The 13,191-nt window shown below is 64.6% G+C and carries 12 protein-coding genes; 6 read left to right on the top strand and 6 right to left on the bottom strand.

The window, feature by feature from the left end; translation table 11 throughout:
* Window positions 1-157 precede the first annotated feature (157 nt).
* Window positions 158-649 carry a MarR family winged helix-turn-helix transcriptional regulator gene (locus tag PVZ80_RS03875; protein ID WP_273829247.1) on the bottom strand — a complete coding sequence of 164 codons (492 nt, stop codon included), beginning with the start codon at window positions 647-649 and terminating at the stop codon, window positions 158-160.
* Window positions 650-862: 213 nt separating this feature from the next.
* Between PVZ80_RS03875 and PVZ80_RS03870 the strand changes: the two genes are divergently transcribed.
* The 4 genes from PVZ80_RS03870 (at window position 863) to PVZ80_RS03855 (ending at window position 6,628) form a co-directional block, all read left to right on the top strand.
* On the top strand, window positions 863-1,693 hold the full coding sequence (locus PVZ80_RS03870; protein ID WP_103331965.1) for a p-hydroxycinnamoyl CoA hydratase/lyase: 831 nt from the start codon (window positions 863-865) through the stop codon (window positions 1,691-1,693).
* A gap of 108 nt (window positions 1,694-1,801) precedes the next feature.
* Window positions 1,802-3,250 carry an aldehyde dehydrogenase gene (locus PVZ80_RS03865; RefSeq protein ID WP_273863448.1) on the top strand — a complete coding sequence of 483 codons (1,449 nt, stop codon included), beginning with the start codon at window positions 1,802-1,804 and terminating at the stop codon, window positions 3,248-3,250.
* Window positions 3,251-3,348: 98 nt separating this feature from the next.
* Entirely contained in the window at window positions 3,349-5,232 is a 1,884-nt protein-coding gene (locus PVZ80_RS03860; RefSeq protein WP_273863447.1) for a feruloyl-CoA synthase, read from the top strand.
* 379 nt (window positions 5,233-5,611) lie between these two features.
* Complete coding sequence (locus PVZ80_RS03855) at window positions 5,612-6,628, top strand: GlxA family transcriptional regulator (RefSeq protein WP_198919038.1); 1,017 nt, start codon at window positions 5,612-5,614, stop codon at window positions 6,626-6,628.
* Between the two features lie 19 nt (window positions 6,629-6,647).
* Here the strand turns inward: PVZ80_RS03855 and PVZ80_RS03850 are convergent, their stop codons facing one another.
* The 5 genes from PVZ80_RS03850 to PVZ80_RS03830 all read right to left on the bottom strand — a co-directional run bounded on the left by PVZ80_RS03850 (window position 6,648) and on the right by PVZ80_RS03830 (window position 10,774).
* Window positions 6,648-7,130: a DUF4265 domain-containing protein gene (locus tag PVZ80_RS03850; protein WP_273863446.1), complete on the bottom strand. Its 483-nt coding sequence runs from the start codon at window positions 7,128-7,130 to the stop codon at window positions 6,648-6,650.
* Window positions 7,131-7,226: 96 nt separating this feature from the next.
* Complete coding sequence (locus PVZ80_RS03845) at window positions 7,227-7,604, bottom strand: cytochrome c (protein ID WP_273863445.1); 378 nt, start codon at window positions 7,602-7,604, stop codon at window positions 7,227-7,229.
* A 259-nt stretch (window positions 7,605-7,863) separates the two neighbouring features.
* Entirely contained in the window at window positions 7,864-8,196 is a 333-nt protein-coding gene (locus PVZ80_RS03840; RefSeq protein WP_016704039.1) for a winged helix-turn-helix transcriptional regulator, read from the bottom strand.
* A gap of 42 nt (window positions 8,197-8,238) precedes the next feature.
* Window positions 8,239-9,450: an MFS transporter gene (locus tag PVZ80_RS03835; protein ID WP_273863444.1), complete on the bottom strand. Its 1,212-nt coding sequence runs from the start codon at window positions 9,448-9,450 to the stop codon at window positions 8,239-8,241.
* Between the two features lie 274 nt (window positions 9,451-9,724).
* Entirely contained in the window at window positions 9,725-10,774 is a 1,050-nt protein-coding gene (locus PVZ80_RS03830; RefSeq protein WP_273863443.1) for an NAD(P)-dependent alcohol dehydrogenase, read from the bottom strand.
* A gap of 166 nt (window positions 10,775-10,940) precedes the next feature.
* Between PVZ80_RS03830 and PVZ80_RS03825 the strand changes: the two genes are divergently transcribed.
* Window positions 10,941-11,864: an AraC family transcriptional regulator gene (locus PVZ80_RS03825; protein WP_273863449.1), complete on the top strand. Its 924-nt coding sequence runs from the start codon at window positions 10,941-10,943 to the stop codon at window positions 11,862-11,864.
* A gap of 67 nt (window positions 11,865-11,931) precedes the next feature.
* A protein-coding gene (locus PVZ80_RS03820) for an IS3 family transposase (protein WP_202946906.1) occupies window positions 11,932-13,154 on the top strand; the annotation gives its coding sequence in 2 pieces (ribosomal slippage) (window positions 11,932-12,277 and window positions 12,277-13,154; 1,224 coding nt in all).
* The last annotated feature ends 37 nt before the right edge of the window (window positions 13,155-13,191 follow it).

Genomic DNA, 13,191 nt, shown 5'->3' with positions numbered 1-13,191 from the left:
GGTAGCCGCTGCCGAGCCCGCGAGGCTGCGATCGGCAACGCAGTTGCCGCAAAACCTGCCCCCGCGATCTGCCTGGATAAAGGCGTTCGCCGGGTTGCGACGGCTGCGCCGTCGATCGCAGCCTGCGGCAGCGGCTACAGGGATCGCAGGCTGGCGGCTACTGCTGGTAGACCTTTTTCAGCAGCCTGAGCAGTTCTTCGCGTTCCTGGTCGTCGAGGGCGGCGGTGGCGTCCTGGTCGCTCTCGGCGGCGATCAGCTTCAGTTCCTTGAGCAGGGTCTCGCCGGTCTTGCTGAGGAAGATCCCGTAGGAGCGCTTGTCCGGCTTGCAGCGCACCCGCACCGCCAGCGCCCGCTCTTCCAGCTTGTTCAGCAACGGCACCACCTGCGGCGGCTCGATGGCCAGCGCCCGGGCCAGGTCGGCCTGCATCAGCCCGGGATGCTGCTCGATGATCGCCAGGGCCGAGAACTGCGCCGGCCGCAGGTCATGGCTCGACAGGCGGCCAATCAGGTTCTGGAACAGTTTCAGCTGCGCCCGGCGCATGGCGTAACCGATCAGGTCGTCCAGGGCGGAGTCCAGGGGCGCCTGGGCTTCGCTGTCGGCGACGGGGGCCTCGGCGGCGGTGGCTATCTTGTTGGAAGACTTGGCCATTGCAGGGGAAATCCTCGGGCTGGCGGTTAAGAAGGCTATCTAGTTTGCCGGGGTTGGCCAGGGATAGCCATGACCGCTGGCAGATGTCTTGGCCTTGAAACGCTCCGGGCACCTGAGAAAGCTTGGTTAATTTTATTAATAGTTAATTGACATAACTAATTCGGCGGTTTAGTTTTTGCCCATCTCAAGCCAAGAACAAAGAGAGCAATCGCCATGAACAACTACGAAGGTCGCTGGACAACCGTCAAGGTCGAGATCGAAGAGGGGATCGCCTGGGTCATCCTCAACCGTCCGGAAAAACGCAACGCCATGAGCCCGACCCTGAACCGCGAGATGGTCGACGTGCTGGAGACGCTGGAGCAGGACCCGGCCGCCGGCGTGCTGGTGTTGACCGGCGCGGGCGAAGCCTGGACCGCGGGCATGGACCTCAAGGAATACTTTCGCGAAGTGGACGCCGGCCCGGAGATCCTCCAGGAAAAAATCCGCCGCGAAGCCTCGCAATGGCAATGGAAACTGCTGCGCATGTACGCCAAGCCGACCATCGCCATGGTCAACGGCTGGTGCTTCGGCGGCGGCTTCAGCCCATTGGTGGCCTGCGACCTGGCGATCTGCGCCGATGAAGCGACCTTCGGCCTCTCGGAAATCAACTGGGGCATCCCGCCGGGCAACCTGGTGAGCAAGGCCATGGCCGACACCGTGGGCCATCGCCAGGCGCTGTACTACATCATGACCGGCAAGACCTTCGGCGGGCAGAAAGCCGCCGAGATGGGCCTGGTCAACGAGAGCGTGCCGCTTGCGCAACTGCGCGAAACCACCGTCGAGCTGGCGCGCAACCTGCTGGAGAAGAACCCGGTGGTGCTGCGGGCCGCCAAGCACGGCTTCAAGCGCTGCCGCGAGCTGACCTGGGAGCAGAACGAGGATTACCTGTACGCCAAGCTCGACCAGTCGCGCCTGCTGGACACCGAAGGCGGCCGCGAGCAGGGCATGAAGCAGTTCCTCGACGACAAGAGCATCAAGCCCGGCCTGCAGGCTTACAAGCGCTGATGCAAACCCGGCGGGCGGCAGCGTCCGCCCGCTGTTCGGCGCAGCGCCCAGGCGCCGGCGTGAACCGCTCCACTGTATTCCCGATAACGACAATAAAGAGGAATCACCATGCTGGACGTGCCCCTGCTGATCGGCGGCCAGTCGTGCCCCGCCCGCGACGGTCGAACCTTCGACCGGCGTAACCCGGTGACCGGCGCCGTCGTCTCGCGCGCCGCCGCCGCCACCCTGGAAGACGCGGACGCCGCCGTGGCCGCGGCCCAGGCGGCGTTCCCGGCCTGGGCGGCGCTGGCGCCCAATGAGCGACGCAGCCGCCTGCTGCGCGCAGCCGAGCAATTGCAGGCCCGCAGCGCGGAGTTCATCGCCGCGGCCGGCGAGACCGGGGCCATGGCCAACTGGTACGGCTTCAACGTGCAACTGGCGGCGAATATCCTGCGCGAAGCCGCGTCCATGACCACCCAGATCAATGGCGAGGTCATCCCCTCCGACGTGCCCGGCAGCTTCGCCATGGCCCTGCGCCAGCCGTGCGGCGTGGTGCTGGGCATCGCGCCGTGGAACGCCCCGGTGATCCTCGCCACCCGCGCCATCGCCATGCCGCTGGCCTGCGGCAACACCGTGGTGCTCAAGGCGTCCGAGCTGAGCCCGGCGGTGCATCGGCTGATCGGCCAGGTGTTGCAGGAGGCCGGCCTCGGTGACGGGGTGGTCAACGTCATCAGCAACGCGCCCGAGGATGCCCCGGCAATTGTCGAGCGGTTGATCGCCAATCCGGCGGTGCGCCGGGTCAACTTCACCGGTTCGACCCGGGTCGGGCGCATCGTCGGCGAGCTCTCGGCGCGGCACCTCAAGCCGGCCCTGCTGGAGCTGGGCGGCAAGGCGCCGCTGCTGGTGCTGGAGGATGCCGACCTGGATGCCGCGGTGCAGGCCGCGGCCTTCGGCGCCTACTTCAACCAGGGGCAGATCTGCATGTCCACCGAGCGCCTGATTGTCGATGCGCGGGTGGCCGAGGACTTCGTCGCCAGGCTGGCGGCGAAGATCGCCAGCTTGCCGGCGGGCAACCCGGAGGCCGCGGACTCGGTGCTCGGTTCGCTGGTGGACGCCAGTGCCGGCACGCGCATCCAGGGGCTGATCGACGACGCCCTGGAGCAGGGCGCGACCCTGGTCGCCGGTGGCCAATTGGCCGGCAGCATTCTGCAGCCGACCTTGCTCGACGGCGTCACCGAGGCCATGCGCCTGTACCGCGAAGAGTCTTTCGGGCCGGTGGCGGTGGTGCTGCGCGGCGCGGGCGACGAAGCGCTGCTGCGGCTGGCCAACGACTCCGAGTTCGGCCTGTCGGCGGCGATCTTCAGCCGCGACACCGGGCGCGCCCTGGCCCTGGCGCAACGGCTCGAATCGGGCATCTGCCATATCAATGGCCCGACCGTGCACGACGAGGCGCAGATGCCGTTTGGCGGGGTCAAGGCCAGCGGCTACGGCAGCTTTGGCGGCAAGGCGGCCATCGAGCAGTTCACCCAGTTGCGCTGGATTACCCTGCAGAACGGTCCCCGGCACTACCCGATCTGAACTCCGGCCCCCGGACCCAACAATCACAAGGCCGCAGCCCCGGCTGCCAGGTCCCCGGCCGAACGTGCCGGCGATGGGCCTTGATGGAGGACAAACACGTGAATTCCGAATTCAGATCGCCAGCGCCGAACGCGACCGACACGCCGCCTTATCGCCAGGTGGCCATCGCCCATCCCGCGGTGGAGGTCAGCGAAGAGCAGGGCATCCTGCGGATGCGCTCCCTGGAACCCCTGGCCGAGTTGCCGAGGCGCCTGCTGGACCGCCTGGTGCATTGGGCCTGGGTGCGCCCGCAGCAGACCTTTGTCGCCGCGCGCCAGGACGGTGGCGACTGGCGCCGGGTGAGCTACGCCGAGATGCTGGCCAGCGTGCGCGCCATCGCCCAGAGCCTGCTGGGGTATGGCCTGTCGGCCGAGAGGCCGCTGGTGCTGCTTTCCAGCAACGATATCGAGCACCTGCAACTGGCCCTGGGGGCGATGTACGCCGGCATTCCCTATTGCCCGGTGTCGCCGGCCTATTCGCTGTTGTCCCAGGATTTCGCCAAGCTGCGGCATGTCTGCGACCTGATGCGGCCCGGGCTGGTGTTCGTCAGCGATGGCGCGGCTTTCCAGCGGGCGATCGATGCCGTGCTGCCGAACGACACGCCGCTGATCGTGGTGCGTGGCACCGTGGCGGGCCGGCCGCAGCGCGATTTTGCCAGCCTGTTGCAACACCCCGGCGACGCCGAGGCCGAAGCGGCGTTCGCCGCCACCGGCCCGGACAGCATCGCCAAGTTTCTCTTCACCTCGGGTTCGACCAAGCTGCCCAAGGCGGTGGTCACCACCCAGCGCATGCTCTGCGCCAACCAGCAGATGCTGCTGCAGACCTTCCCGGTGTTCGGAGAGGAACCCCCGGTGCTGGTGGACTGGTTGCCGTGGAACCACACCTTCGGCGGCAGCCACAACCTCGGCATCGTGCTCTACAACGGCGGCACCTTTTACCTGGACGAGGGCAAGCCGACGGCCCAGGGCTTTGCCGAAACCCTGCGCAATCTCAAGGAAATCGCCCCCACCGCCTACCTGACGGTGCCCAAGGGCTGGGAAGAACTGGTCAACGCCCTGGAGCAGGACGGCGAGTTGCGCGAGCGTTTCTTCTCACGCATGAAGCTGTTCTTTTTCGCCGCGGCCGGCCTGTCCCAGAGAGTCTGGGATCGTCTCGACCGGGTGGCCGAAGCCCATTGCGGCGAACGCATCCGCATGATGGCCGGGCTCGGCATGACCGAGGCATCGCCGTCCTGCACTTTCACCACCGGGCCCTTGTCCATGGCCGGTTATATCGGCCTGCCGGCCCCGGGTTGCGAGGTGCGCCTGGTGCCGGTGGACGGCAAGCTGGAAGGGCGCTTTCGCGGGCCGCACATCATGCCAGGCTACTGGCGCGCGCCGCAGCAGACCGCCGAAGCCTTCGACGAGCAGGGTTTCTACTGCTCCGGCGATGCGCTGAAACTGGTCGACGCCGCCGACCCGCAACTGGGCCTGATGTTCGACGGGCGCATCGCCGAGGACTTCAAGCTCGGCTCCGGGGTGTTCGTCAGCGTCGGCCCGTTGCGCAATCGCGCGGTGCTCGAAGGCTCGCCCTATGTGCAGGACCTGGTGGTGACCGCGCCGGACCGCGAGTGCCTGGGGGCGCTGGTGTTTCCGCGGCTGTACGAATGCCGGCGGCTGGCCGGCTTGCCCGCGAATGCCAGCGATGCCGAGGTCCTGGCCAGCGCGCCGGTGCGGCGTTGGTTCGGCGATTGGCTGCAACGCCTCAACCGCGAGGCCAGCGGCAACGCCAGCCGCCTGGAGTGGATCGCGCTGCTCGACGAACCGGCCTCCATCGATCGTGGGGAAATCACCGACAAGGGCTCGATCAACCAGCGCGCGGTGTTGCAGTGGCGGGCCGCCAAGGTCGAGGCGCTGTATCGCGGCGAGGAGCCTTCGATCCTGCGCGCCGAGCCTGGCTTGTGAGAGTCGCGGCCCCCTGAGGGCCGCAATGTCGCCAGTGCCGTGGCCACGGCACTGGACATCCCCCGGAAGCGCTTCGCCAGCGCCGCCGAGGTCGCCATCTTGCGCAAGAGTCCTTTGGCGCATGGTCATTCGGACCACCTTCACCTATGACCCGAGCATCCAGGTGACGCCACAGCGGACCGCTGCGCTGAATGTGTGTTTTCCCTGGTTGCAATCCACGCCCCTTGCATTCAACTGAACCGGCTTCTGGCCCGCGAGTTTTTTCTATAGCCTACGGCACCGGTTCGCCCGAGGGGTGGCGGGAGCAGGGTTTTCGGTGGATGCCAGGATTCGACATACACTGGATCTACGTTCGGTAGGGTAAAGAAGGCGAGGGCGTATGGCGGTTGAGCGACGGGATTTCAGTGGCGGCATGAAGGGCAAGAACCTGCGTTACCTGGAAGAAACGCGGGTAGCGCCCGCGGCCACTACCCGGGCGGGTTTCCTGCTGCTCGAACACTTCTCGTTGCCGGCCTTCACCCAGGCCCTGGATACCATCGTCACCGCCAACCTGCTGCGTCCTGCCTTGTTCTCGCCGCGCACCTTTGGCTTGCAGGACGGTGAAGTCACCAGCGACCTCGGGCTGGTGATCCGCCCCGATGCGCGCCTGAGCGCTCCAGCGCTCAAGGATCTCGACCTGCTGGTGATCTGCGGTGGCTACCGCACGGAGCTCAAGGCCGATCCCGAGCTGGTCAGCCTGCTGAAGGCCGCCGCCGAGCTGGGCATCACCCTGGCCGGGCTGTGGAACGGGGCTTGGTTCCTCGGCGTCTCGGGGCTGCTGGAGGGCTATCGCTGCGCGATCCACCCGGAACACCGCCCCGCGCTGGCGGAGATTTCCAAGGTCACCCATGTCACCAGCGAAGCCTTTGTGGTGGACCGCGACCGGCTCACCGCCTCCAGTCCCGCTGGCGCCTTCCATATGGCCCTGGAGTGGATCAAGGGGTTGCACGGCAAGGCGCTGGTCGAGGGTATCGAGGACATTCTGTCGTTCGAGGAGTCCCGCTACCGGCGCATCAAACCGACCCTGCACATCTCGTTGAGCGCGCCCTTGCGCGAGGTGGTCAATCTGATGGACGCCAACCTCGAAGAGCCGCTGCAAATGGAGCAACTGGCAGAGTACGCCGGGCGTTCCCGGCGGCAGATCGAGCGCCTGTTCAAGGAGCAGCTGGGCACCACCCCGCAGCGCTATTACCTGGAGCTGCGCATCACCGAAGCGCGCCGATTGCTGCAGCACACCGAGCTGTCCCAGGTCGAGGTGCTGGTGGCCTGCGGCTTCGTGTCGCCGAGCCATTTCAGCAAGTGCTACAGCTCGTATTTCGGTTACCGGCCTTCGAAGGAAAAGCGCCTGGTGAAATGACCGCGGACGTCAGCGTCCATCAGCGTTCGAGCCACCAATATAAAAGTGTCTCATCCTCGTCATCATCCAGGTTTTTATAGATGTTGGAGTAGTACCACTGAATCGCTGATCTATCTCGAAACCTGTTAAAGACATCGTTGATCTTCTCCATCCCGTTGCGCGCCGGAATCGCCAACGACAGGTTTCCCTCAAATACACCGTCCAGTGTTCCACCCAACTCGCAGGCCACGGCGTTTTCCAGCCAGGCTATTTCTTCTTGAGGAATAGCGTCCGCATAGATCTGGATGCAGAAATTCCCACCTCGTTGCAAGACGACGGCAGGTGCTTCTCTGTCTTTGATTGAAACAATATCTCCCCGTGCCAGGTTCAGCGCGATACCCGGAGAGGAGAGTAACTCGTAAGTATCCTGATCGATCTTGCGAGCGGGCAGCTCTTCAAAAAAAGGGCCGTCATCATCTGTGACATAGACTTGAATCAGAACGGCTGCTTCTTTGTCGTTCATGCACTGCTCCGTGGCTGTAGCTCTTCGCTGAATAATTGGCTTGTAACCAACCCTGAAATGGCTCTTGGATTTCTGTGCCCACATCTCATCTCAAGATCATCGATTTTTTGAAATAACCCCCGCCATGTACTGATGCAGGTCGCGCAGATCCTTAATGCTCCAAGCGTGCGGCGGTATCTTTACACCGTTCTCTTGCAGGGTTCTTGGAATCAGGTCTCCATTCGGGCGAAGTATGATCGATGACACAATAACGCCCGGGTAATCATTGAGCCGTTTCTTGAAAGCGGATGTCGTAAGGTCGGGTGTTGGCGGGATGCTTTTATTGGCCAAGGGTCCGGTTCCCTTGATCTCGGCTCCGTGGCACACGGCACATCTCTGGGAGTAGAGTGTTTTCCCATTGGCATTGTCCGCGAAGGACAGTGGTGTTTGAGCGAGCGCTAGAATTCCTAGCGAAGCGATGAATAGTACTTTCACTTTCCATGTGGCCTTGTTGTATGAATTAGTCTGGATCGAGGGCAAACCCCGGCGGTGCCACTGCAACACTCAATGCTCTCGATAACATTTGAAGCGAAGCAAAGCCTGCCCATCTCAAGCGCTCGGCAATTGTGACTCAAGAGACTCAGTGTCTTCGATTTCTTGAGGGGCGATCATATTGCTTTTTGGCGCCTGTAAATGACATGGATTCAATCGTTATCGCCTTCCGGCGAGCGCTGCATGGCCCGGTCGGCCGGGTTTAAACCTGCTTGGCCTGGCGTCCGCGCGGCTTGGGTTTTGCCGGCACGCTGTCGCCATATTCGCTCCACCAGATGGCCAGCGCCTCCATCGTCGGGCCCAGCGCGCGGGCCTTGGCGGTGATCTCGTATTCGACCCGTGGCGGCACTTCGGCGAAGACCGTGCGCGACACCAGCCCGTCCTTTTCCAGCTCGCGAAGTTGCGCGGTCAGCATGTGCTGGGTGATGCCGCTAATGGCTTTTCGCAACTCGCCGAAGCGGTAGACCCGCTGATTGAGCAACCACATGATTTCCAGCTTCCACTTGCCTGAGAGCAGGGCGAATGCCCGGCGCATACCCAGCCCTGTCCTGTCGGTTTGTTTAACGCCCACCAGCGCTCACGTCGCCACGTTCGATGCCCGGAAAGGCGCGCGCGTGGCGGCGCGGGCCGCCAGTACCGCCAGCCCGGCGGCCACCACCAGCACTGCCGCGCTCAGTTCGAAGGTCGCCTGATAACCGCTCAGGTCGAAGGCCAGGCCGCCCACCGTGGCGCCCGCGGTTATCGCCAGCTGGATGATCGCCACCATCAAGCCGCCGCCGGCTTCCGCATTGTCCGGCAGCGCGCGGGTCAGCCAGGTCCACCAGGCGACCGGAGCGGCAGTCGCCACCAATCCCCAGAGACCCAGCAGGACGCTGGTGACCGACACCGAAGCGCCAAACGTCACCAGGGCCATGGCGATCGCCGCCATCATCAGCGGGATGATGATCAGCGTGCGATACAGCGCGTTTTTCAGGAAGGCTTCGATCAGGAAGGTGCCGGCCAGGCCGGCGACGCCGATTACCAGCAGCATCAGCGACAGGGTCGACACCTGGACCTGGGTGACCGTTTCCAGGAAGGGCCGCAGGTAGGTGAACAGCATGAACTGGCCCATGAAAAACAGGCTGACTGCCAGCATGCCCAGGGCCACCGGGATTCTTTTCATCAGGCTGAAGACATTGCCGGTGCCGGCGGCAGGCTGCGCTTTCAGCGGTGGCAGGCTGACCAGCAGCCAGAGGGCGGCGAGGGCGGCCACTGGCACCACGCAGAAGAACGCCCCGCGCCAGCCGATCAGCGAGCCGAGGAAGCTGCCCAGGGGCGCGGCGATCACGGTCGCCAGGGCATTGCCGCCGTTGACGATGGCCAGGGCGCGCGGCACCTGGTTCTGCGGCACCAGGCGCAGGGTGGTGGCCGCCGACAGCGACCAGAAGCCGCCGATCGCCACGCCGATCAGCGCGCGCCCGGCCATGAAACTCAGGTAGCCCGGAGCGAATGCCACCAGGGTTCCGGAGACGATCATCAGCAGGGTCAGGGACAACAACAGCCGCTTGCGGTCGACCCGGGCCGCCACCGAGGCGATCAGCAGGCTGGTGAACAGGGCAAACAGGCCGGAGACGGCAATGCCCTGGCCGGCTTGCCCCTCACTGACCTGCAGATCCGCGGCGATAGGCGTCAGCAGGCTGACCGGCATGAACTCGGAGGCCACCAGGGCAAAGGCGGCGAGGGCCATCGCCAGCACGGCGCCCCAGGTGTGCCGGCCCTCGGGCGCTTCGGCGTGGAAGGTAGCGGTCATGGAGACAGGTTTCCTGTATGGCTGGAAGCGCCCGTGCTGACCGACAACCTTGTGGGCCGGGTCTTGCGGGCGCTTCTGTTTATAAGTGGGGGCACGGCAGGTGCGTGAATGACGACCGACAGCCTTGCCGGTCAGCCGCCCCGGCGCTGGAGGAGGTCCAGTCGCGACCGGGGGAAAACGCGGCACTGGAACCGGTACCGCGAAGCAAAAGGGTGCCCAAGCTGGGCACCCGCCGGACCGCTTAAGGTGGCTCGGGATCAGGCGATTGCTGCGCTCAGCCCGCCAGGGTGGCGTTGTCGATGACGAAGCGGTACTTGACGTCGCCCTTGAGCATGCGTTCGTAGGAGTCGTTGATCTGGTCCGCGCGCACCAGTTCGATGTCGGCGACGATGCCGTGCTCGGCGCAGAAGTCGAGCATCTCCTGGGTCTCGGCAATGCCGCCGATCATCGAGCCGGCGAGGGTCCGGCGCTTCATGATCAGGTTGAACACATTGGGCGATTCATGCGGAGTCGCCGGGGCGCCCACCAGGGTCATGGTGCCGTCGCGCTTGAGCAGCACCAGGAACGCGTCGAGATTGTGGGGCGCGGCCACGGTGTTGAGGATCAGGTCGAAGCTCTTGGCGTGGGCGGCCATTTCCTCGGCATTGCGCGACACCACCACTTCGTCGGCGCCCAGTTGCAGGGCGGCCTCGCGCTTGGCGTCGGAGGTGGTGAAGGCCACCACATGCGCGCCCAGCGCGTGGGCCAGCTTGATGCCCATATGGCCCAGGCCACCGATACCGACCACGCCGACCTTCTTGCCGGGGCCGACGTTCCAGTGGCGCAGCGGCGAATAGGTGGTGATGCCCGCGCACAGCAGCGGCGCGACGGCGGCCAGTTGCTCCTCGGGGTGGCGGATGCGCAGCACGTAGCGCTCGTGAACCACGATCTGTTGCGAGTAGCCGCCCAGGGTCCAGCCCGGGGCATCCGGGGTCGGGAAGTTATAGGTGCCGATCATGCCGTCGCAGTAGTTCTCCAGGCCGTCCTCGCAGTCGGCGCAGTGCTTGCAGCTGTCGACGATGCAGCCGATGCCGACCAGGTCGCCCGGGCGGAAACCGTGCACATGGGCGCCGACCGCCGCGACCCGGCCGACGATCTCGTGGCCGGGTACGCAGGGAAACTGCGTGCCGTACCACTCGGCGCGCACCTGGTGCAGGTCCGAGTGGCAGATGCCGCAGAAGGCGATGTCGATCTGCACGTCATGGGCGCCGGGGGCGCGGCGGGTGATCTGCAGGGGTTCGAGAGGTCGGTCGCCCGCATGGGCGCCATAGGCGTTGACTAACATTGCACACTCCATCCAGCATTACGTTGGATGGTCATTTTCCCGGCCAGGCCCAAGCGGCCTGTAGTGCATTCCGCTGGAATTCTTGCCCGATTCTCTGGACTTTGTTTTTTTCGGTAGGACGCCCGCAAGGGCCGGGTTAACGTTTGGCGAGGAGGGTACACACCGACTGACACGCCAACACGACACCCGCGTCCAGACGCCCCAGGAAACCCTCGCGCGCCTCATTGGCGCCCGGATCAAACACTCGGGAGACTACTCGACAGCGATCCCCGGCCTGGGTTTCTTTCGCCGCGACATCCCTTCGCCGCCCTCTGTGTGCATGGTCGAGCCGAGCATCATCCTCGTCGCCCAAGGGGCGAAACAGCTGTGGGTCGGCGGCGAAGCCTACCCGTACGACACCTCGCGCTTTCTCGTCACCTCACTGGACCTGCCGGCCAATTCCGAGGTGACGGCGGCCAGCCTGGAACAACCCTGCCTGGGGCTGGGCTTCAAGCTCGATCCACGGATGCTGGCGGAGCTGGCCGCCCAGGGCGGGCTGCTGCAACCTCGCGATCGAAGCACAGGCAAGGGCGTGGGCATCGGCACCGCGACACCGGCCATGCTCACCTCGTTCGTGCGCCTGCTGGAGCTGCTGGACGAGCCTGAAGCCATCCCGGTGCTGGCCCCGCTGATCCAGCGCGAGATCCACTACCGCCTGCTGATGAGCGACCAGTCGGCGCGGCTGCGGCAGATCGCCTCCGTCGACGGCCAGGGCCACCGCATCGCCAGGGCCATCGACTGGCTGAAACTGAATTACACCGCACAACTGCGCGTCGATGAACTCGCGTCCCGCGTGCAGATGAGTACACCCACCTTCCACCACCACTTCCGCCAACTCACCGCCATGAGCCCGCTGCAATACCAGAAGTGGCTACGGCTGACCGAAGCCAAACGCCTGATGATGAACGAACACCTGGACGTATCGAGCGCCGCCTTCAAGGTCGGCTATGAAAGTCCGTCGCAGTTCAGTCGCGAGTACAGCCGGCTGTTTGGCGCGCCGCCGAAGCGGGATATTGCGCAGTTGCGGGGGTGTGGGGGAGGGGGGGAGTGAACGAGCCCCTTGAAACACAGGACACCGTTTCCCCCTTACCATAAGGGATAGGCAAACGACTGTGTTTATGACTACCAGCAAAGACAAAAGCATCGAAGTGCTCGGCCAGGAGCGGCGTCGCCGTTGGAGCGTCGAGGAGAAATTAACCATGGTGCGCGAGAGCCTGGAGCCTGGGCAAAGCGTCTCGGTGGTGGCCCGGCGCAACGGCATCAATCCCAACCAACTGTTCCACTGGCGCAAGCTCTACCAGGACGGCAGCCTTTCGGCAGTCAGTGCCGGTGAAGCGGTGGTGCCTGCTTCCGAGCTGGCCGATGCCCTCAAGCAGATCCGCGAACTGCAACGGATGCTGGGCAAGAAGACCATGGAGGCTGAAATCCTCAAGGAAGCGGTGGAGATCGCCCGCTCGCGAAAATGGATTGCGCACTCACCCTTGTTGCCGGGGGACGACCAGTGAAAGCGGTCAGTGAGAGTCTCGGTGTGGCGCGCTCGCAATTGACGGCTCGGCTCAAACAGCCCACTCCGGGGGCGCAGCCGCGTCGTCGCCGGACGCTCAACGATGCGGCCCTGGTCGAGCGGATCAAGCAGGCCGTCGGCGCATTGCCCAGCTATGGCTATCGCCGGGTCTGGGGCCTTTTGCGTCGACAGCATGAGCAGCAGGCCCAGCCACCGATCAACGTGAAGCGGGTATACCGCGTCATGCGAGACCACGACCTGTTGCTGGAGCGCCGGCGCAAGCAGCCGGGGGTGGCGCGGCGTCATGAAGGTCGCGTCGCGGTGGACACGAGCAACACCCGCTGGTGTTCGGATGGCTTCGAGTTTCGCTGCGAGGACGGCGAAAAACTGCGTGTAACCTTCGCTCTGGATTGCTGCGACCGTGAGGCCATCAGTTGGGTGGCCAGCCCAAATGGCTACAGTGGCGACGATGTTCGAGATGTGATGCTGGAAGCTATCGAGCAACGCTTTGGTGACCAGCTACCGACATCGCCGGTGCAATGGCTGAGCGATAACGGCTCGGCCTATACCGCTGAACAGACCCGGGGCTTTGCCCGGCAGATCGGCCTGCTGCCCCTGACAACTCCGGTGTGCAGCCCGCAGAGCAACGGCATGGCGGAGAGCTTCGTGAAGACTATGAAGCGTGACTACATCCGTCACATGCCCAAGCCCGATCGAGCGACGGCCCTGCGTAACCTGGCCATCGCCTTCGAGCATTACAACGAGGAACATCCGCACAGCGCACTGAACTACCGCTCACCTCGGGAGTTCAGGCGCCTGGCTGAGGCATCAACTTAACGGGGTGCCGGTGTCCGGTTTGATAGGGGCAAGTCCA

This window comes from Pseudomonas sp. B3G-3 (assembly GCF_028640915.1).
Taxonomy (GTDB): Bacteria; Pseudomonadota; Gammaproteobacteria; order Pseudomonadales; family Pseudomonadaceae; genus Aquipseudomonas; species Aquipseudomonas chlororaphis_I.
Note: the sequence above shows the minus strand (reverse complement) of the source record. Positions and strands in the feature narration are given on the sequence as shown.

Coding starts and splice junctions, on each gene's coding strand:
- PVZ80_RS03835 (WP_273863444.1), bottom strand. CDS start 9,450: ATGACCGCTACCTTCCACGCCGAAGCGCCCGAGGGCCGGCACACCTGG.
- PVZ80_RS03850 (WP_273863446.1), bottom strand. CDS start 7,130: ATGAACGACAAAGAAGCAGCCGTTCTGATTCAAGTCTATGTCACAGAT.
- PVZ80_RS03875 (WP_273829247.1), bottom strand. CDS start 649: ATGGCCAAGTCTTCCAACAAGATAGCCACCGCCGCCGAGGCCCCCGTC.
- PVZ80_RS03830 (WP_273863443.1), bottom strand. CDS start 10,774: ATGTTAGTCAACGCCTATGGCGCCCATGCGGGCGACCGACCTCTCGAA.
- PVZ80_RS03855 (WP_198919038.1), top strand. CDS start 5,612: ATGGCGGTTGAGCGACGGGATTTCAGTGGCGGCATGAAGGGCAAGAAC.
- PVZ80_RS03870 (WP_103331965.1), top strand. CDS start 863: ATGAACAACTACGAAGGTCGCTGGACAACCGTCAAGGTCGAGATCGAA.
- PVZ80_RS03865 (WP_273863448.1), top strand. CDS start 1,802: ATGCTGGACGTGCCCCTGCTGATCGGCGGCCAGTCGTGCCCCGCCCGC.
- PVZ80_RS03840 (WP_016704039.1), bottom strand. CDS start 8,196: ATGCGCCGGGCATTCGCCCTGCTCTCAGGCAAGTGGAAGCTGGAAATC.